This window comes from Rothia sp. P6271 (assembly GCF_048512995.1).
Taxonomy (GTDB): Bacteria; Actinomycetota; Actinomycetes; order Actinomycetales; family Micrococcaceae; genus Rothia.
This window is the reverse complement of record NZ_JBLXXV010000001.1, coordinates 278558-295788: the sequence shown is the minus strand read 5'-3', so window position 1 is coordinate 295788 and position 17231 is coordinate 278558. Positions and strand designations below refer to the sequence as shown.

The 17231-nt window shown below is 48.4% G+C and carries 12 protein-coding genes and 4 tRNA genes; 13 read left to right on the top strand and 3 right to left on the bottom strand.

Features of this window, described 5'->3' with window-relative positions; translation table 11 throughout:
- Window positions 1-25: 25 nt before the first annotated feature.
- On the top strand, window positions 26-2434 hold the full coding sequence (locus tag ACN08X_RS01325; RefSeq protein ID WP_419107682.1) for an MMPL family transporter: 2409 nt from the start codon (window positions 26-28) through the stop codon (window positions 2432-2434).
- A 220-nt stretch (window positions 2435-2654) separates the two neighbouring features.
- Here the strand turns inward: ACN08X_RS01325 and ACN08X_RS01320 are convergent, their stop codons facing one another.
- Both ACN08X_RS01320 and ACN08X_RS01315 read right to left on the bottom strand, forming a co-directional pair.
- Window positions 2655-4118 (bottom strand): catalase, encoded by a 1464-nt coding sequence (locus ACN08X_RS01320; RefSeq protein WP_419100928.1) that lies wholly within the window; start codon window positions 4116-4118, stop codon window positions 2655-2657.
- Between the two features lie 78 nt (window positions 4119-4196).
- Complete coding sequence (locus ACN08X_RS01315; RefSeq protein WP_419100927.1) at window positions 4197-4706, bottom strand: Fur family transcriptional regulator; 510 nt, start codon at window positions 4704-4706, stop codon at window positions 4197-4199.
- 81 nt (window positions 4707-4787) lie between these two features.
- Between ACN08X_RS01315 and ACN08X_RS01310 the strand changes: the two genes are divergently transcribed.
- The 3 genes from ACN08X_RS01310 to htpX all read left to right on the top strand — a co-directional run bounded on the left by ACN08X_RS01310 (window position 4788) and on the right by htpX (window position 9204).
- On the top strand, window positions 4788-5066 hold the full coding sequence (locus ACN08X_RS01310) for a hypothetical protein (protein WP_419107681.1): 279 nt from the start codon (window positions 4788-4790) through the stop codon (window positions 5064-5066).
- 462 nt (window positions 5067-5528) lie between these two features.
- The gene (locus tag ACN08X_RS01305; RefSeq protein WP_419107680.1) at window positions 5529-8183 is read left to right on the top strand and encodes a sigma-70 family RNA polymerase sigma factor; all 2655 of its coding nucleotides are present in this window, start codon (window positions 5529-5531) and stop codon (window positions 8181-8183) included.
- A gap of 130 nt (window positions 8184-8313) precedes the next feature.
- The gene (gene htpX, locus ACN08X_RS01300) at window positions 8314-9204 is read left to right on the top strand and encodes a zinc metalloprotease HtpX (protein ID WP_419107679.1); all 891 of its coding nucleotides are present in this window, start codon (window positions 8314-8316) and stop codon (window positions 9202-9204) included.
- A 113-nt stretch (window positions 9205-9317) separates the two neighbouring features.
- Here htpX and ACN08X_RS01295 read toward each other — a convergent pair whose 3' ends face one another.
- Window positions 9318-9809: a YajQ family cyclic di-GMP-binding protein gene (locus ACN08X_RS01295; RefSeq protein WP_419100924.1), complete on the bottom strand. Its 492-nt coding sequence runs from the start codon at window positions 9807-9809 to the stop codon at window positions 9318-9320.
- A 195-nt stretch (window positions 9810-10004) separates the two neighbouring features.
- Here ACN08X_RS01295 and ACN08X_RS01290 point away from each other — a divergent pair, with 195 nt between their 5' ends.
- The 9 genes from ACN08X_RS01290 to brnQ all read left to right on the top strand — a co-directional run bounded on the left by ACN08X_RS01290 (window position 10005) and on the right by brnQ (window position 17149).
- Window positions 10005-10346: a hypothetical protein gene (locus ACN08X_RS01290; RefSeq protein WP_419107678.1), complete on the top strand. Its 342-nt coding sequence runs from the start codon at window positions 10005-10007 to the stop codon at window positions 10344-10346.
- 123 nt (window positions 10347-10469) lie between these two features.
- Window positions 10470-10551, top strand: a tRNA-Tyr gene (locus ACN08X_RS01285).
- Window positions 10552-10729: 178 nt separating this feature from the next.
- Window positions 10730-11107 (top strand): thioredoxin, encoded by a 378-nt coding sequence (trxA, locus tag ACN08X_RS01280; RefSeq protein WP_419100922.1) that lies wholly within the window; start codon window positions 10730-10732, stop codon window positions 11105-11107.
- A gap of 221 nt (window positions 11108-11328) precedes the next feature.
- A complete protein-coding gene (locus ACN08X_RS01275; RefSeq protein ID WP_419107677.1) occupies window positions 11329-12966 on the top strand; it encodes a DUF2079 domain-containing protein in 1638 nt (545 codons plus the stop codon).
- Between the two features lie 436 nt (window positions 12967-13402).
- A complete protein-coding gene (locus tag ACN08X_RS01270) occupies window positions 13403-15334 on the top strand; it encodes a DEAD/DEAH box helicase (RefSeq protein WP_419107775.1) in 1932 nt (643 codons plus the stop codon).
- Window positions 15335-15414: 80 nt separating this feature from the next.
- A tRNA-Thr gene (locus ACN08X_RS01265) sits at window positions 15415-15486 on the top strand.
- A gap of 31 nt (window positions 15487-15517) precedes the next feature.
- A tRNA-Met gene (locus tag ACN08X_RS01260) sits at window positions 15518-15591 on the top strand.
- 4 nt (window positions 15592-15595) lie between these two features.
- Window positions 15596-15667, top strand: a tRNA-Thr gene (locus tag ACN08X_RS01255).
- A 135-nt stretch (window positions 15668-15802) separates the two neighbouring features.
- Window positions 15803-17149, top strand: coding sequence for a branched-chain amino acid transport system II carrier protein (brnQ, locus tag ACN08X_RS01250; RefSeq protein WP_419107676.1), 1347 nt, complete (start codon window positions 15803-15805; stop codon window positions 17147-17149).
- The last annotated feature ends 82 nt before the right edge of the window (window positions 17150-17231 follow it).

The following is a 17231-nucleotide window of genomic DNA, read 5'->3' as shown; positions in this document are numbered from 1 at the left end:
CTCAAAACTAGTTATCATTGTTTGGGTGCTCATCTTAGGTGTGGCCGGTATTTTTGCGGCGACTTTCTCTCAAGGCGCTCAAAGTAACTACGCTATCCCCGGTGCCACATTCGAAAAAGTTAACGAAAAACTTCACCATGCAATACCAGAAGCTGGCACCAGCTCTGCTTCTATCGTGCTCTCTCGACGCGACGGCAAACCCATTGATTATCAAGAACGTCGGAAGATTCGCCAACTCTCTCTTGAAGTAACAGACCTCCCTGAAGTCGCTTCAGCCTCAAACCCCTTCGAACAGCAAGAAAGTTTAGACGATGGCGCTGAACTACTAGCCCAAGGCACACAACAGCTCACACACGCTAAAGAAGAACTAGCACAAGGACAACAAGCCCTTGCCGGAGCGCTCTCACAGCTTCCTGACTCATCACCCGAATGGGTGACACAAAATGCCCCTGAGCTTGCTCAACAGCAGCAACAGCTAGAACAAAGCCGTGACCGTATCAAAACAGAAGAACAAAAACTTGCTGAAGCTCAACGAGAACTCAACCTTGCCAACGGCGAACGAGTTCTCTCCAAAGAAGGCAATATTGCACTTATCACCCTCACCTTTACCGAAGACGTCCAAGCGCTCTCTAGCAAACAACGTCAAAAAATCTTCGACATCTTCAACACCCTAGAAAACTATGGAATTGATGTCGACTACAGCAACGAACTAGCACAAGACGTCTCTGGGGTCTTTGGTGCCTCAGAAACTATTGGCTTAGTTGTTGCTGCTATTGTCCTACTCGCCACCTTAGCGTCTGTTATTGCTGCTGGTCTTCCTGTTCTCATTGCGCTAGTAGGTTGTGGTGTTGGAGTGCTACTAGTCTTTGCCAGCACACTCATCATCCCCATGACCTCAACAGACCCCGTTCTCGCGTTAATGCTCGGGCTAGGTGTTGGTATCGACTACGCATTGTTGATCATTCATCGACATCGAGAATTCCTCACTGAAGGAAACACACTCATCATTTCAGCTGTTAAAGCTAATATGACCGCTGGGCATTCCGTCGTATTTGCTGGTGCAACGAATATCGTTGCTCTATCTGCGTTGAGCCTGACAGGTATCCCTTTCTTGAGCATTATGGGGCTAGCTGGTGCTTTTACCGTAGGCGTTACCGTACTGGTAGCAATTACTCTTACCCCCGCACTGTTAGCTCTTGTTGGTGTGCGTATTCTCTCTGCACAACAACAAAAGACCTTAGGGCAGGGCCAGCCTCACGATAATAAAGAAGAAAAACTCGTGAAAGCTGAGCGCGGATGGGGCGCATTCGTGACTCGACACCCTGTTATGATGACCGTCTTATCATTGACTCTGCTTGCTCTAGCTATTATTCCCATGGGGACGTTGCGCCTTGGGCTGCCGGACGGCTCATATCAGAGTCAAGATAGCACCGCATACCGAAGCTACGAAAAAATTGCTGACACTTTTGGCCCTGGCGCAAATGGAAGAATCTATGCTGTGGCAACAACGCCTGTAGGCACAGATGCGGCTGGTGCTCATGCTATTGGCGTTGACGTTGCCGAACACCTCAAAATATCTGGTATTCGCTCCGCAGCAGTATCAGCCATTAGTAAAGACTCTTCAGTTGTCGTAGTGGCATTGACTCCTGAAACTGGCCCTGCCGATGAACAAACAGTCTCAACAGTTCATCAGCTACATAAGGATTTACCACAGGTAGAGAACCTGACTCGAACACAAATCGGTTTAAGCGGGCAGACCGTTGCCAACATCGAAATATCTGATCGTATTTCTCAGGCAGTACCCCTATATCTGACAGTTGTCTTGTTATTGTGTCTGATCATCATGACGGTAGTGTTTAAATCCTTACTCATACCGCTAATGGCAACCGTCGGATTTTTAATGTCTACCTTGGCTGCTTTTGGGGCAGTCGTGTTGGTCTACCAATGGGGCTGGCTTGGAATGCTTTTCGGTGTTACACATCCTGGGCCAATTCTTGCCTTTTTACCGATTCTTCTGGTGGGCGTACTTTTTGGGCTCTCTGTGGACTACCAAATTTTTATTGTTTCAGGAATGAGAGACGCTTATCGTGAGGGCTTCACCGCTCGTGAAGCTGTCAAAGTTGGTTACACTCAAGGCGGCAAAGTTGTTACGGCTTGCGGAATTATTATGATTTCTGTATTCGCAGGTTTCGTCTTCTCTCACCTGACGGTTGTTCGTCCTATCGGTTTTGCTCTAGCTATTGGCGTGGCAATGGACGCATTCTTGGTACGCACAACCTTCATCCCCGCAACAATGCATCTGCTGGGTGAAAAAGCATGGTGGCTACCAGCATCTCTCAAGAAGGTTCTGGGAACGGCAGAAGTTACGTCACAGAGCTTTGAGAATCTCGACGAATACGTACGAGAAAATAAACCTCGACATCTCAAGGGCTAGATTACCGGAAGAAGTTTAGCCTGCCGATAGATTGTGCCAACGACAAGGCCCTTGGCTCTTACTGCATGCTCAAACGTCTTGGTTGCGAAAACAAAAACAGCTATCTAACGTCAACAAGAACTACCAAAACTACAAGTTAAACTAAGGAGTGGCTGTCACAAGGAATCATCTTGTGACAGCCACTCCTTTTACCCTAAACGGTTAGGGTGAGTACACGAGCTTAGCTCATCTGAGCAATCGCTTCACGAACGCGTGCTCCAAGTTCCTCATGAACAGAATCCCAGTACTTCAACGCACGTTCGCGGATATCGTCATTGCGAACTGCGCCAACGTGTCCAGCGATGTTAGAAACGAGACGTGCACGTTCCTCATCGTTCATGGTTACAGCGTACAAAGAGCGTGCCTGACCGAAATCATCGTCTTCTGCATGCAAGGATGCTGCCGCACGAACAAGCTCACCATCTGCTTCCCAAGAACCTTCGCCTGCACGCTCAGCATCAGCGTGAGGACCACCTAGGCTGTTTGGCGCGTAAGAAGGTACTGATGGATCGTTGAAGCTGTAACGCATAGTTCCATCTTGAGAATAGTTATTGACGGGTGCCGCCTTTGCAGAGTTAACAGGTAGCTGAGCAAAGTTGGTGCCAACACGGTAACGGTGCGCATCTGGGTAAGAGAAGATACGTCCGAGCAACATCTTGTCGGGAGATGCTGCGATACCGGGAACGAAGTTTGAAGGGGAGAATGCAGCCTGCTCAATTTCAGCGAAGAAATTCTGTGGGTTGCGGTTGAGAGTAAGAGTACCAACCTTAATCAGCGGGTAGTCAGAGTGTGGCCATACCTTAGTCAAGTCGAAGGGGTTGAAACGGTAGTTCTTAGCATCTTCATAAGGCATGATCTGAACATGCAAAGTCCATGAAGGGAATTCGCCCCGGTCAATAGACTCGAAGAGGTCACGACGGTGGTAGTCAGCGTCTTTACCTGCGAGTTCTTCTGCTTCTTGAGCAGTGAGGAAGTCGTTGCCTTGGTTGGTCTTGAAGTGGTACTTCACCCAGAAGCGTTCACCTTCAGCGTTAATCCACTGGAAGGTGTGGGAGCCGAACCCGTCCATGTGGCGTAGGGTCTTGGGGATACCGCGGTCGCCCATCAACCATGTGACTTGGTGTGCTGATTCGGTGCGAAGTGACCAGAAATCCCACTGCATGTCGTTATCGCGTAGACCGGTTTGGGGTAGACGCTTCTGAGAGTGAATGAAATCTGGGAACTTGATAGCGTCACGGATGAAGAAGATGGGGGTGTTGTTGCCGACGATGTCGTAGTTACCCTCAGTGGTGTAGAACTTAACGGCAAAACCGCGAGGGTCACGCCAGGTATCAGGTGAGCCTTGCTCTCCTGCAACCGTGGAGAAACGTACGAGAGTTTCGGTTTCTACGCCGGGCTGGAAGAGTGCTGCACGGGTGTATGCGGAGACGTCTTCAGTTGTTTTGAAAACACCGTATGCGCCGGTTCCTTTAGCGTGGACAACACGTTCGGGTACGCGCTCGCGGTTGAATTGTGCGAGCTTTTCTACGGTGTATGCATCGTGAAGAACGATCGGGCCGTTGTTGCCTACGGTGAGGGAGTTGTTGTCGGAGGCGACGGGTGTGCCTGTGGTTGTGGTGGTAAAAGTTCCGATGGTTTCGGTCATGACTTTTCTTCCTTTATTTTTTGTGAGGTGTTGAGAGGACCATATGTGGGGAAGGCCCTCTCTGTTCCTGTTGTGTGATTAGTGTGTGTGAAGTTCTGCTGCTTGGCGTTGTTGTTCTTGTGCCACGGAGCGTTCTTGCTCTGTTTGGCAGTCTTGGCAGATTCCTTGGTAGAGGACGTCTGCTGAGATTAACGCCATCCCGTGGTGGTCACTGGGCGTGAGGCACGGGGAAGCACCTATTGCGCAATCAACATCTTGAACTTTTCCGCATCGGATGCAGAAGGCGTGGTGGTGATTGTCTGCAGTACGTGTTTCGTAGAGTGCAGGTGTTCCAGGCGGTTCGAATTTGCGGAGCATGTTGATACTGACGAGGTCTGCAAGGATGACGTATACAGACTGGACAGTGATAGTTGGTAGCTCTTCTCGGACGGCTGCAACAATATCTTCTGCGGTAGCATGCGGGTGCTTATGTGCTGCTACGAGTACCGCTAGGCGTTGCTTTGTGACGCGACGGCCTTTGGTGCGTAGCGTTGCTGTCCATGCTTGTGTGAGTGACTCTCTGTCGAGGGTCTGCATGGTGTGATGCATAAGGTCACCTTTCATGGTCCACCGGAGTGTTTTATTCTGACTATTTCATAATAGCAGATATGACTTACTCATAATAGCAGAATGAGAAAAAAGTTTTCCAGCGCGAAGTTTTCCGCCGAAAACAAGAAAATCCAAAAAACTTTTTTCTCTATTACGCCTAGCCAAAAGCACTATTTTAGTGGGGAAGAATTTTTTTGGAAAGTTTTTTATTTTTTCGCGTCACGATTTGCCGTTCTTCCGCTCTTAATAAGTGACGGCGTAAAAACCGTTGAATCAGCAAAGAACGATGTTCGGATCGCAGCAGGCACAGAGCCTGTACGCACCGGCGGTTACGAATCGATTCAGAGTGGAATAACTTAGGGAAGCCACTTGCTAAAACTTTGCTGAAAACAGTAAAGACGCTGCACGCAAGCTAGAGTCTTTGCAAAAGAAAAGGGCTGCAATGTCGGAATATCTTTAGGGAACCGAGATTGTCTATCACATAACAAATAGTAGGTATCTGCATGGTAGGGCATGTAGTTTAGGGAATACCTACTCATATGGTGAGAGAACTATGAAAAGTTCCTTCATCAACACTGTAAAACGCCACCGGCAAGCTTAAGCATCACATTAGGGAGTGATGCGCTTGCCGGTGGTTGTGTTACTTACGCTGTATTTGCCGTAATATTTAGGTATAATCTAGATACTTTATCTAAAGTGGAAACTTCACATACGGTTTATTTCCCCAATAGATACCTCAAAGAAGTGGTGGAAAAGAACCATCGTTCTCAGCGCAACAAGACTTGGCGTGTCTGCGCTGCACTGAAATGCAGGAAACTGAACATGCAAAAGCAACATACTTTTAGCAACCCAGAAGAAACTGACGAGTTTCTTCTATCGCTCGTTCGCGATGGAGACGTTGAAGCTTATAGCAAGCTCTATAATCGTTATCACCCCATGGCGAGAGCTATTGCTTTTAAACATACTTCAGATGCCCACCGCGTAGATGATATCGTCTCTGAGAGTTTTACTCGGATCTTGCATGCACTCGAGAGCGGAAAAGGACCTCACTCCTATATGGGAGGCTACCTTGCCACAACTATCGCCCACCTAGCTGGCGAATTCGGGTTGCTCTCTCAACGTGAGATTCCTAGCGAAGAAGAACACCTTGAAGCTATGGGAACCCTCGACGAAACCGTCGTTAAACTCCATGATTCTGACGAAGTGATTTCTGCTTTCACCTCTTTGCCGGAACGCTGGCAGACTGTCTTATGGTTAACCGAAATCGAAGCAAAAAAACCTCAAGAAATTGCTTCTGCGATGAACCTGTCCCCGAACGCAGTCTCTGCTCTATCTCTTCGCGCTAAAACTAGCCTCAAAGAAGGCTTCCTACGTGCACATCAAAACACTCCTCAAACACCAGACTGTAAACGTTTTTCAAGCCATATTAGCCCGTACGTTCTCGGCTCATTAACCCAAAAACGTAGTGATGCTCTACGCCTACATCTTGAAGGTTGTTCTCACTGTACTGGTGAATATCTATCACTTGTTGACGTCAGCAAGTCCATGCGTAGCTGGGTCTTCCCTGTTCTCGCCGGTCTCTCTGTCTGGGGAACCGATGGTCTTGCGATTATCGCTCCAACCTTTACCGCTGCTGCCGGCGGTACGGCTGCCGGCGCTGGACTTATGGGAACCTCCGCTGCGGTAGCCAATAGCAGTGGAGCCTCCGGCGCTGGAACTCTTAGCTTTCTCTCTCCTAAAACGTGGGGGACCAAAGGGCAAGCTGTGGCAGGTGTTGCTGCTGCAACGGTAGCCGCAGTTGCGATTAGTGGGGGCATTATTGTCTCGAGCCAATCAACTTCTCGTGATTCTCAAGAGCCTGTTATCAGTGCTGAAGGAATTTCGTCTGCTCCAGCACCAACACCAATACCCGATGTTTCTGAACCTCCAGCAAAACCTGCAGAACCAATAACATCCCCCGAATCTTCCGCTGAAAAGAACGACGAATCGCCCTCTTCTGCTGGGGGTTCAACGCCGTCTCCAAATACTGAGCAAAAAACATCTGATGCTGCTCCTGCTAGTACCGCAACAATATCTCAACCAGTATCGGCACCATCTACACCTCAAAAATCTGCCTCTGTTCAGGAAGCTGTGCAGACCCCACCGACTCCGCGAGTTGTTGAACTCCCCGTGATTGAAGCGCCTGCTCCTGTGCAGAAACAAGACGATGAGCCATCTGTTTTTGTCGATAATTCAGCTCCTGTTATTTCAGTTCGTAGTGGGGGGAGCTCTTCTGCTGTTTCCGAAGCTCCTCGTGAGCCGGTCAAGAAGGTACCGGAGGTTGTTTCTACCGCTTCTCCTGTTTCGGAGCCTAAAACTGTAGACACTACTGAAATGGCAGGTACTCTTCAACCGCATTCTGTTGAGCCTGCTTTGGAGGATAATGTTCCTTCTCCTGTTGGAGGAGACCGTAGTGAGGAGGTAGTCCTTCCTACTCCGGCAGATTCTCAGGATGCTGATGAATCAGGTACTGTCGCTGGTAATGATGAGTGGGCTGTTCGCTCTGCTAGAAGTGGCGGGGTATCAGATCCTATGATGCCGGCCGACCCAACAGAACCAGTCGACCCGACACAACCAGCTGACCCGACACAACCGGCCGACCCAACAGAACCAGTCGACCCGACACAACCAGTCGACCCGACACAACCAGTCGACCCGACACAACCAGTCGACCCGACACAACCGGCCGACCCGACACAACCAGCTGACCCGACACAACCAGCTGACCCGACACAACCAGCTGACCCGACACAACCAGCTGACCCGACACAACCGGCCGACCCGACACAACCGGCCGACCCGACACAACCGGCCGACCCGACACAACCAGTCGACCCAACACAACCGGCCGACCCAACAGAACCGGCCGACCCAACACAACCAGCTGACCCAACACAACCAGTCGACCCAACAGAACCTGGCACACCAGATGAAGGTGATAACGGAACAGACGGTGAAGCTGAGGGCTACTGGCGCCCCGAAGCAGGCGACAGTTTCTGGGATGACAACGAAGATAATGACACCCCGACACAACCAGATGACACCGTACCGCCTCCGTATTATGGTCTTATTCCCGAACCTATCAGTGAAGATACCGGAACACCTGAAGAAAACCCTCAGCCTGAAATAGGCGAAGATGAAGGTGAAGAAACCTTTGTTCCAGGATGGTACAACACTGAAGAATACAGGCAATGGAGTCGTAGCATTCCGTGGGATGACTTTGGAAGAACTGACGTTCCAACAAACGTTCAATGCGTTCTAAACTACACAGTATTCGGCGACCCAGAAGAAAACATTTATACAGATATCGTATGGATGCCTTCTGCCGTCCTAAATTCCGAATACACCTATTACGTCCTTGCTGCGTTCTATAACGTCCGTGAGATTGAATCAATCTCTTGTATCGATAACGGAACGAGCGTCGGCTCAAGAATTTAACGTCTTAATCAGATGGCGGTGTTCTCTTGCGCTTGCAGGGAACACCGCCATCTTTTGAGAAAAATCAATAAAATATTCAGGATTTCCATATATTCTTTGAAGAAAAGAAGACTACAAGGAATTGAAGAACATGCATAGTCATCACAATGGACTCAAAACCTCTGTCCTTATGGGGTCAATGGTAGGGTTCCTACTCTTTGTCGGTTATCTTCTCTCATCGATGATGAATAATAGTGCGTTTATCTGGATATTTGCACTGATGAGCGTCGGTAGTGTGATGTACACCTATTGGAACTCTGCCTCTGTCGCTATCCGCTCAATGAATGCCTACCCCGTAACCCGTGAACAAGTTCCAGGGCTTTACAAAATTGTTGAAGAGCTCTCTACACGAGCAGGTCAGCCTATGCCCGTTCTATACGTTGCCCCGACGATGACTCCTAACGCTTTTGCGACAGGACGCAACCCCCAGAACGCGGCGGTTTGCTGCACTGAAGGTATTTTGCAGCTTCTGGACGAGCGAGAAATGCGTGGTGTCCTCGGACACGAGCTAATGCACGTGTATAACCGTGACATTCTGACAAGCTCTGTCGCTGCTGCTATTGCCTCTGTTATTACGTCTATTGCTCAATATCTTGGCTTTGCCGGAATGTTTGGGGGAGGAGATCGCGAAGGTCGCGGGCAAAATATGCTCGTCGCATTATTGTTATCGTTCTTAGCTCCTATCGCTACTGGTGTGATTCAGATGTCCATTAGCCGTACCCGCGAATACGATGCCGACGAAGACGGCGCTCGACTTACTGGAGACCCTCTTGCGTTAGCTTCTGCTTTGCATAAATTAGAACATGGGGTAAGCCGATACCCTATGTCTGCCGAAAACCCTAAAGTGGTCAACACCGCGTCAATGATGATTGCTCAGCCGTTCCGAGGAGCTGATTTACAGCGACTTATGGCAACACATCCTCCGATGAAAGATCGTATTGCTCGCCTTGAAGCGCAGGCTCGTAGTATGGGGCAGCTATAAAATATTTGGTATAAAACCTCATGAAAATAGTGGTGGCACAGCAAAATTGCTGTGCCACCACTATTTTGGTGTATCAAACAAAACCATATTAAATGGTTCGAACCTTTAATCTGTTATCGGTAGTTAACGAATTGAAGGTCAACCTCCAAATCTGCACCTTTGAGCAACGCAATAACATCTTGAAGATCATCGCGTGATTTAGACGAAACTCGTAGTTCATCGCCTTGGATGGTTGCCTTAACTCCCTTAGCACCTTCTTCGCGAATGAGCTTAGAAATCTTTTTAGCTTGGTCTTGGGCAATGCCCTCTTTAATAGAACACTCAATACGGAACTCTTTGCCAGAAGCGTATGGGTCACCGGCGTCAAGAGACTTCAAAGAAATGCCGCGTTTGACAAGTTTTGACTGGAAAACGTCGAGTACAGCTAGGGCACGTTCTTCGGAGTTTGCTTTGATGAGGATTTTTTCTCCAGAGAAGTTAATATCGGCGCCTACTCCTCGGAAATCATAACGCTGTGAGACTTCTTTTTGAGCTTGATTCAATGCGTTAGATACTTCTTGCTTGTCGACTTTAGAAACAACGTCAAACGATGATTCGCTTGCCATAAGAAATACTCCTTTAGATGTATGAAGATGCGATTCTCCTGCTCTAGATAAAAGCAACGAGAAATATTGCATCGGCTGTTATAGATAACGGTACATGTTTTGCTCTGTTTCTGCTGGTGGTATACCAAAAAAATTGTTATGAATATGTGACCTAACTGTCAGCTAGTGTTCACCTTAAACAGCGATGATAGAGCTATGACAAAAAATCGTCGTGGTGACACTCTTGCTCAATGTGATGTTTTGAATACTCACAAGGACGTGAGCTCAGATATCTCAGAGCACCATGGTGTCGACCCATCATCTGATGAATCAGTTAAGAGCCTTTCGGCTGTAGAACCTTGTTTCTATGAGTCTCTTGAGACCTTAGGAGAAACTCTCGAAAGCGAGTATCTTGTGGAACGTTTTGAGGGTGTGAAACAGAACCTTATTCGGGAGATTCGGGGGCAAATGTGCACTGAGGAACAAGCCTATGCGTATCTAGAAAACTTTGAGATGAGGTTGTTGCAAGAACAAGAGCTGATGGCTCAGACTGTCTAGCTCCACACTGGAATTTAGTAACTTTTGTCACAAAATGCTGTTTCAGTTTTTGTTTTCACCAAATATCCGGTAGTGTAGTCACGTTCGCTCATGCGAATACCAGTCATTAGAAATAATGATTCTGGCAGATTACCCGAGCGGCCAAAGGGGGCTGACTGTAAATCAGCTGGCACTGCCTACGGGGGTTCGAATCCCTCATCTGCCACAAGCTAAAACCCACCTCCTAGGAGGTGGGTTTTCTTGTGTCTATAAGCCGATATCTCATCTCTTGAGATAATAAAGAGCTGCTTATGCCTCTATTTTCTGCACTACGCTCACTCAGATATTCTTTGAGAGTGAAACCGTATTGTGCTAGATAAACATCTGCAGGTAGGGTGACAACTATGGCTACTATAGAAATAAATCAAGAAAACCTCACCGAAAAAGTACAGTCAAGCGACATCATGCTTCTGGACTTTTGGGCAGAATGGTGCGGTCCTTGCCAACAATTTTCTCCCGTGTTTGAGGAAGCCTCCGAAAAACACCCCGATATTACCTTCGGAAAAATCAACACCGAAGAACAACAAGAACTAGCAGCAGCAGCGAGTATCTCGTCCATCCCCACACTCATGGCATTCCGTGAAGGTGTACTCGTCTTCTCTCAGCCTGGCGCACTTAACGCAAAACAACTTGAACAAGTTATTCAAGCCGTACGCGAACTAGATATGGAAGAAGTTCACCAACAAGTTGCCCAGCAACAAGAAGCAGAAGAAAACTCCTAAACGGAGGTACACCACCATACTCGGTGTCTAACCTAAGACACTATAGGGGTGAGTTAATCCACTGCTCTTCTAGCGGATTAACCCACCCCTAATTTTTATATCTACTACCCTCTAAAGCGCACGAAAACTTCGGCGAAAAAGTTATCCTACATTCTGTACATGTTTGCTCAAGATCCTTTACCGCATAAGAGCACGCAACACCTTGGAGAGAACAACACCCCATGACAGCCACGGCAAAGACCTCAGACTCACAATCTGCTCAAGAACAGCCTCATCAATCTTTGCTGTCATTCATATCTACGTCTCGACTCACTGCATGGACTCTTGCGTTCGCCCTTTTCGCGTTCTATAGCCTGTACTCCTATTTTCAATATGTGCACTACCACACCCCCTCATGGGACTTAGGAATCTTCTCTCAACTAGCGCAAGAATATTCGCAACTACATTTTCCACCTATCGTAGACATCAAAGGATCAGGGTTTAACCTCTGGGGAGACCACTTTCACCCCATCTTGATAATTCTTGGACCCCTCTACGCGCTCTTTCCATCTCCAGCAACACTCCTTTACGTGCAGAACGCTTTAGTAGCGTATTCTGCTTATCTCCTCTGCCGTTACGCCCAACAGGTGATTCCTCCTATCGGAGCCATCACGCTAACTATCGCCTACGGGCTAAGCTTCGGCGTGCAAAATGCGGTATCAGTACAATTCCACGAAGTGGCTTTTGCCCTGCCTTTTCTCTGTGCCTCTTTAGGGAACATCGTCCTAAGCCAAAAGACCTCAGAATCAGTAAAAAACCTCAAACGAGCCTGCTACTGGGCGATGCCGATAGCTTTCGTCAAAGAAGACCTCGGTATCACAGTTGCTACGATTGCCCTCGTTATTGCTATTCGTGCTGGAACCATAACTTCCATCCACCAAAGACTATTTCCCTCTGCATCCTCGGCCCCGCCGGTACCACAACGTATGCTTCATGCAACACGTACCATTAATCGTCACGATGGTTCGTTGCATGCTGTACTGCTACTGTTCTGGGGAATTATGTGGTCGCTACTTTCTGTCCTCGTCATCCTGCCCGCCTACAACAGTGGAGGAGTATTCGACTACTCAGATAAACTCAACCTCTCTGAAATACTCTCGGATCCTTTACAATCTTTCGGACTGCTGTTCTACCCCTGGCAAAAAACTCTGACTCTGGTGTTGTTACTCTTCTCTGGAGTTTTTCTATGGGTCCTTTCCCCCTTGGCGCTTATCGCGTTACCGACAATACTCTGGCGTTTTCTATCACCGCATGAATCGTATTGGGCGCCAACCTGGCATTATTCTTTGGTCCTTATGCCCATTGTGTTTATGGCCCTGCTGGACGGACTTTTGTCGATGCACCGTTTTGCACCGTTACGTTATCTCAGCGCTAAAGCTCAACACCTTTTTGCTCTATCGACTCAACGTGCTCAAGAGCTAACTCGTACAAGCTTTTTATGGTTGGCGTTTCTTATCGTTATTGTTTCTTTCCCTTACCAACCATTATGGAAAATCACCCACACCGGCTTCCTATCATCTTCGTTGAGCGTTGAAGAGTATGAAAAACAACAAGCATTAGAATCTATTCCGGCCCATAGCTCCGTAGCTTCTGATTTATCTCTTTTGACATATCTCGTGCCCGAACACCAAGTTTTCTGGATTGGAGATAAGACACATAACGCCCATCCTCAATACGTTGTCATTGACCGTGCTGGGGGAGGATGGGGAAAATCTGCCCCCAAAGATCCTGCACATTATGCACGAAAATATTTTGGTGGAAACTATCGCGAATATCAGCGGTTTGGCACAATTTATGTACTCGAGAGAGTCGGGGCATAAACTGCTTTTAGTGTCGGTTCTGTCACCCGATTCCCTAAAACTTCGTTTTATACGGTAAGGTAAACAACGTACATTACCGGTTTCCCATAAACACAGATGCGCGCGCCGACCGACTGAAAACAGGCGCTTAATCAGAAACTGGCTAACAACTATCATGTTGTCAGCCTGAGAGAAACAGCTCGCTTTTATACGCGCAAACCTTTTAAAACACTCCGTCCGTTATCTCATTATGAGTTTTCATGGAGTTCACGTTTCCGCTGGAATTATTTTCACCGCGGAGGATATAAGGTAGCGCCGAATAGTAGATGGCGCACCCAACTACGCGAGCAGGGAGTCCCGGTTACCTGCACCCTAAAAATTGGGTGCAACCGACCCCACTTTGAAGTAGGAAAAATTGACAGAAAATAACTCTGCTGTTAAAGCAGAACTAGAGTTCATCGAGCCCACACACACCACCGAAAACCTCGTTGAAGAAACTACCGAGAAAAACACCGCAGAAGACGAAGGCATCAAATTTACTGACCTCGGTCTTGACGCACGTGTCTTGGCAGCTCTAGAAAAAGTTGGCTACGAAAAGCCTTCCCCCATCCAAGAACAAACCATTCCTTTGCTCCTTGAAGGACGCGACGTTGTTGGTCTAGCACAGACCGGTACCGGTAAAACTGCGGCTTTCGCTGTTCCAGCGTTGTCCCGCCTTGCAGAACTTTCTGACATCAACGGTGTTTCTAAAGCAACCCAGGTGCTTGTTCTTGCCCCCACCCGTGAACTCGCCCTACAGGTTGCTGAATCCTTCACCTCCTACGCCACCCACATGGACGATTTCACCGTCCTCCCCATCTACGGCGGTTCTCCTTACGGTCCCCAGCTTAACGGTCTACGCCGTGGCGCACAGGTCGTCGTTGGCACACCCGGTCGCGTTATCGACCACTTGAAAAAAGGCTCACTAGATCTCTCTGACCTTCAATACCTCGTATTGGATGAAGCCGATGAAATGCTCCGCATGGGATTCGCTGAAGACGTCGAAGAAATCCTTGCCCAGACTCCTAGCTCCAAGCAAGTTGCACTATTTTCTGCAACCATGCCGAAGACCATTCGCAAAATTGCTGATCAATACCTCAACGATCCTGCCGAAATTCGCGTAAAGTCTAAAACTTCTACCGCTTCTAATATTCGCCAGCGTTTCATTCAGGTCATGCACTCGCACAAGCTTGAAGCAATGACCCGAGTTCTTGAAGTGGGCAACTATGACGGCGTCATCGTGTTCGTTCGTACCAAAAAAGAGACCGAAGAACTCGCCGAAAAACTTAAGGCTCGCGGATACCAAGCTGCTGCTATCAACGGCGACATCCCTCAACAACTCCGTGAACGTACCGTTGATTCTTTGCGTGACGGGCGTGTAGATATTCTTGTGGCAACCGACGTTGCTGCTCGTGGTCTTGACGTAGAACGTATCTCCTTGGTCGTCAACTTCGACATCCCTCACGATACTGAATCATACGTACACCGTATTGGACGTACTGGCCGTGCCGGTCGTGACGGTGAAGCAATCTTGTTCATGACTCCTCGTGAAAAATACATGTTGCGCCAGATTGAAAAGGCAACTCGTCAAAAAGTTGAGCAGATGCACATGCCATCAGTTGATGACGTGAACGAGAATCGTAAGACTCGTTTCGCTCAACAAATTACTGACACCATCGAAACTGAAGACCTCTCACTATTCCGTGAAATCATCACGAAATACGAGAATGAAAACGACGTTGACGCTCTAGAAATTGCAGCTGCTTTAGCCGTTATTGCGCAAGAAGGTCGCCCCTTCTTTGTGGAAGAAATCCCAGAGATGAAGAACCGCCGTCGTGACCGTTTCGACGACGAGCGTTCTGAGCGTTCTGACCGCCGTGAACGTCGCCCCCGCGGACCAGAAGCTGGAATGGTTGACTATAAGCTTCAGGTTGGCCATAACAACCGTGTGAACCCCGGTATGATTGTTGGCGCTTTGACCAACGAAGGCGGCATCAAAGGCTCACAGATCGGTTCTATCGACATCCGTAAGAACTTCACTGTTGTAGGGTTGCCCGAAGACCTTCCTCGCGATTTCTTCGACCGTCTCAAAGACACCCAAATTAACGGTGAATACGTTAATATCTCTAAAGACCGCGGACCACGTAGTGGCGGTGGACGCTTTGGCGGAGGAAACCGTGAAGGTGGCGGATACAACCGCCGTGACCGCGGTGGCGACCGCGGCGGTTATGGTGACCGTAACCGTTCAGACCGTGGCGGATACAACCGCCGTGACCGTGATTCTGGTTCTAAGCGCTTTGGCGATGACCGTGGTTTTAGAAAAAACCGTGGTCAAGGTAAAAAATATTAAGAGTAGTGGCGCAGAACACCTCAATATAGTGTGAAAATATTTGCGCCTTTCTTGGTGAGTACGGTAATGTATTCCCTGTTGCCCCGATAGCTCAGTGGTAGAGCGCCATCTTGGTAAGATGGAGGTCCCGGGATCGATTCCCGGTCGGGGCTCTGTATGAGTCTTGACATGAGGCACATACTTGGCGGTGTAGCTCAGCTGGTTAGAGCGCACGACTCATAATCGTGAGGTCGACGGATCGAGCCCGTCCACCGCTACTTCGCCCCGATAGCTCAGTGGTAGAGCGCCATCTTGGTAAGATGGAGGTCCCGGGATCGATTCCCGGTCGGGGCTCAGCAAAAAGCTCATTCAGATAATATCTGGATGAGCTTTTTTAGTAGCTCCTACGGTGTAGCACACAATGCTCTCGCCGTAGGAGCTTTCTTTGCTATCGTTCCATACAACATTTCATTATGATGGGTTATAACCGTGCATACCTCTCACCCCGTACGAAACTTATCAACAATCTTTATCGCTGCACTGATGCTCTTTTCTATGTTCTTCGGTGCAGGAAACCTCATCTTCCCGCCAGCCCTTGGCGCCGAAGCCGGAGAAAACTTTATTCCCGCACTCATTGGTTTTCTTCTGACAGGAGTCGCTCTACCCGTACTAGGTATCCTCGCTATCGCTATCTCTGGACGCGATATACACGACCTCGCCAACCGCGGTGGCGTAATTTTCGGTGTTCTTTTCCCCGTACTGGTATATCTTTCTATCGGTGCATTCTACGCATTACCACGTACTGCAGTCGTCAGCTTTTCCACTGCCGTCGTACCAATCTTTGGTATTGACTCTTTACCTGCTGCAGTACTTTTTAGCGCACTTTTCTTTGGGATAACTTTTGCTCTGTGCTTACACACTGGAACTATCGTTGATGCTCTTGGTAAAGTGCTAACCCCGCTACTTCTACTATTGCTTGCTGTACTCGTAATCTTAGGTATTTCAACCTTTAGTGGCGACGCACCAGCTCCTACCGAAAAATACGGTGAACACCCCTTGAGCATTGGCTTTATTTCTGGGTATCTCACCATGGACTCTCTGGCGGCCTTAGCATTTGGCATTATCGTGGTATCGTCCTTGCAACATAAAGGCATCCCTCAAGGGCGAGCGCTCACCCGTGGTGTGAGTATCGCTGGCATCATTGCTGGTGTTCTTCTCGCAATCGTTTATGCTGGTCTAGCGATTATTGGTGCGCATATTCCTCAAGGGCGTTCTTTTGAAGACGGCGCACAACTTCTCTCGTATGCTGCAGAGCAGACCATGGGAAGCTGGGGTGCTAGCATATTTGGGCTCATCGTCCTTTTGGCATGTTTGACTACTGCTGTTGGTCTTTTAGGTGCAACAAGCGAATTCTTCGCTAAATTAGTACCCGCTATTTCTTACCGTGTATGGCTAGTAATTTTCTCTCTGATTGCTTTTGCCCTATCAACCTTGGGACTGAGCGCAGTACTGATGGTTGCTGCTCCGATTATTGGGGTTCTGTATCCTGCCGCTATCACTTTGATTTTCTTGACTCTTATCGAACCCTTCACCGGTAAGAATCTTTATTGGACGTTCCGTGGTGCGTTGGGCGTAGCAGTAGCTTTTGCCAGCTTATCGGCGTTGAACACCTTAGGGTGGGGTTCTGCAATAATTGCGCCGCTCATTAGCTGGTCTCCTGGTTTCTCTCAAGAGCTAGGTTGGGCTGTGCCGACTCTCATTGCCGCAGTCATTGGCTTTGTTCTTGATGCTCGTTCGCCTCGTGCCCTGAAGAAAGCTACGGTATATAACGCGTAAAACAGTAACGGTTTCACCATTTTAGCTACGTAAAATATTAAGAGGTGCTTGTGATACAGCTAGTATCACAAGCACCTCTTAA

Bases quoted from the DNA above. Each gene is read 5' to 3' on its own strand.
- ACN08X_RS01320 (WP_419100928.1), bottom strand. From the start codon at position 4,118: ATGACCGAAACCATCGGAACTTTTACCACCACAACCACAGGCACACCC.
- ACN08X_RS01315 (WP_419100927.1), bottom strand. From the start codon at position 4,706: ATGCATCACACCATGCAGACCCTCGACAGAGAGTCACTCACACAAGCA.
- ACN08X_RS01310 (WP_419107681.1), top strand. From the start codon at position 4,788: ATGAGAAAAAAGTTTTCCAGCGCGAAGTTTTCCGCCGAAAACAAGAAA.
- ACN08X_RS01305 (WP_419107680.1), top strand. From the start codon at position 5,529: ATGCAAAAGCAACATACTTTTAGCAACCCAGAAGAAACTGACGAGTTT.
- htpX (WP_419107679.1), top strand. From the start codon at position 8,314: ATGCATAGTCATCACAATGGACTCAAAACCTCTGTCCTTATGGGGTCA.
- ACN08X_RS01295 (WP_419100924.1), bottom strand. From the start codon at position 9,809: ATGGCAAGCGAATCATCGTTTGACGTTGTTTCTAAAGTCGACAAGCAA.
- ACN08X_RS01290 (WP_419107678.1), top strand. From the start codon at position 10,005: ATGACAAAAAATCGTCGTGGTGACACTCTTGCTCAATGTGATGTTTTG.
- trxA (WP_419100922.1), top strand. From the start codon at position 10,730: ATGGCTACTATAGAAATAAATCAAGAAAACCTCACCGAAAAAGTACAG.
- ACN08X_RS01275 (WP_419107677.1), top strand. From the start codon at position 11,329: ATGACAGCCACGGCAAAGACCTCAGACTCACAATCTGCTCAAGAACAG.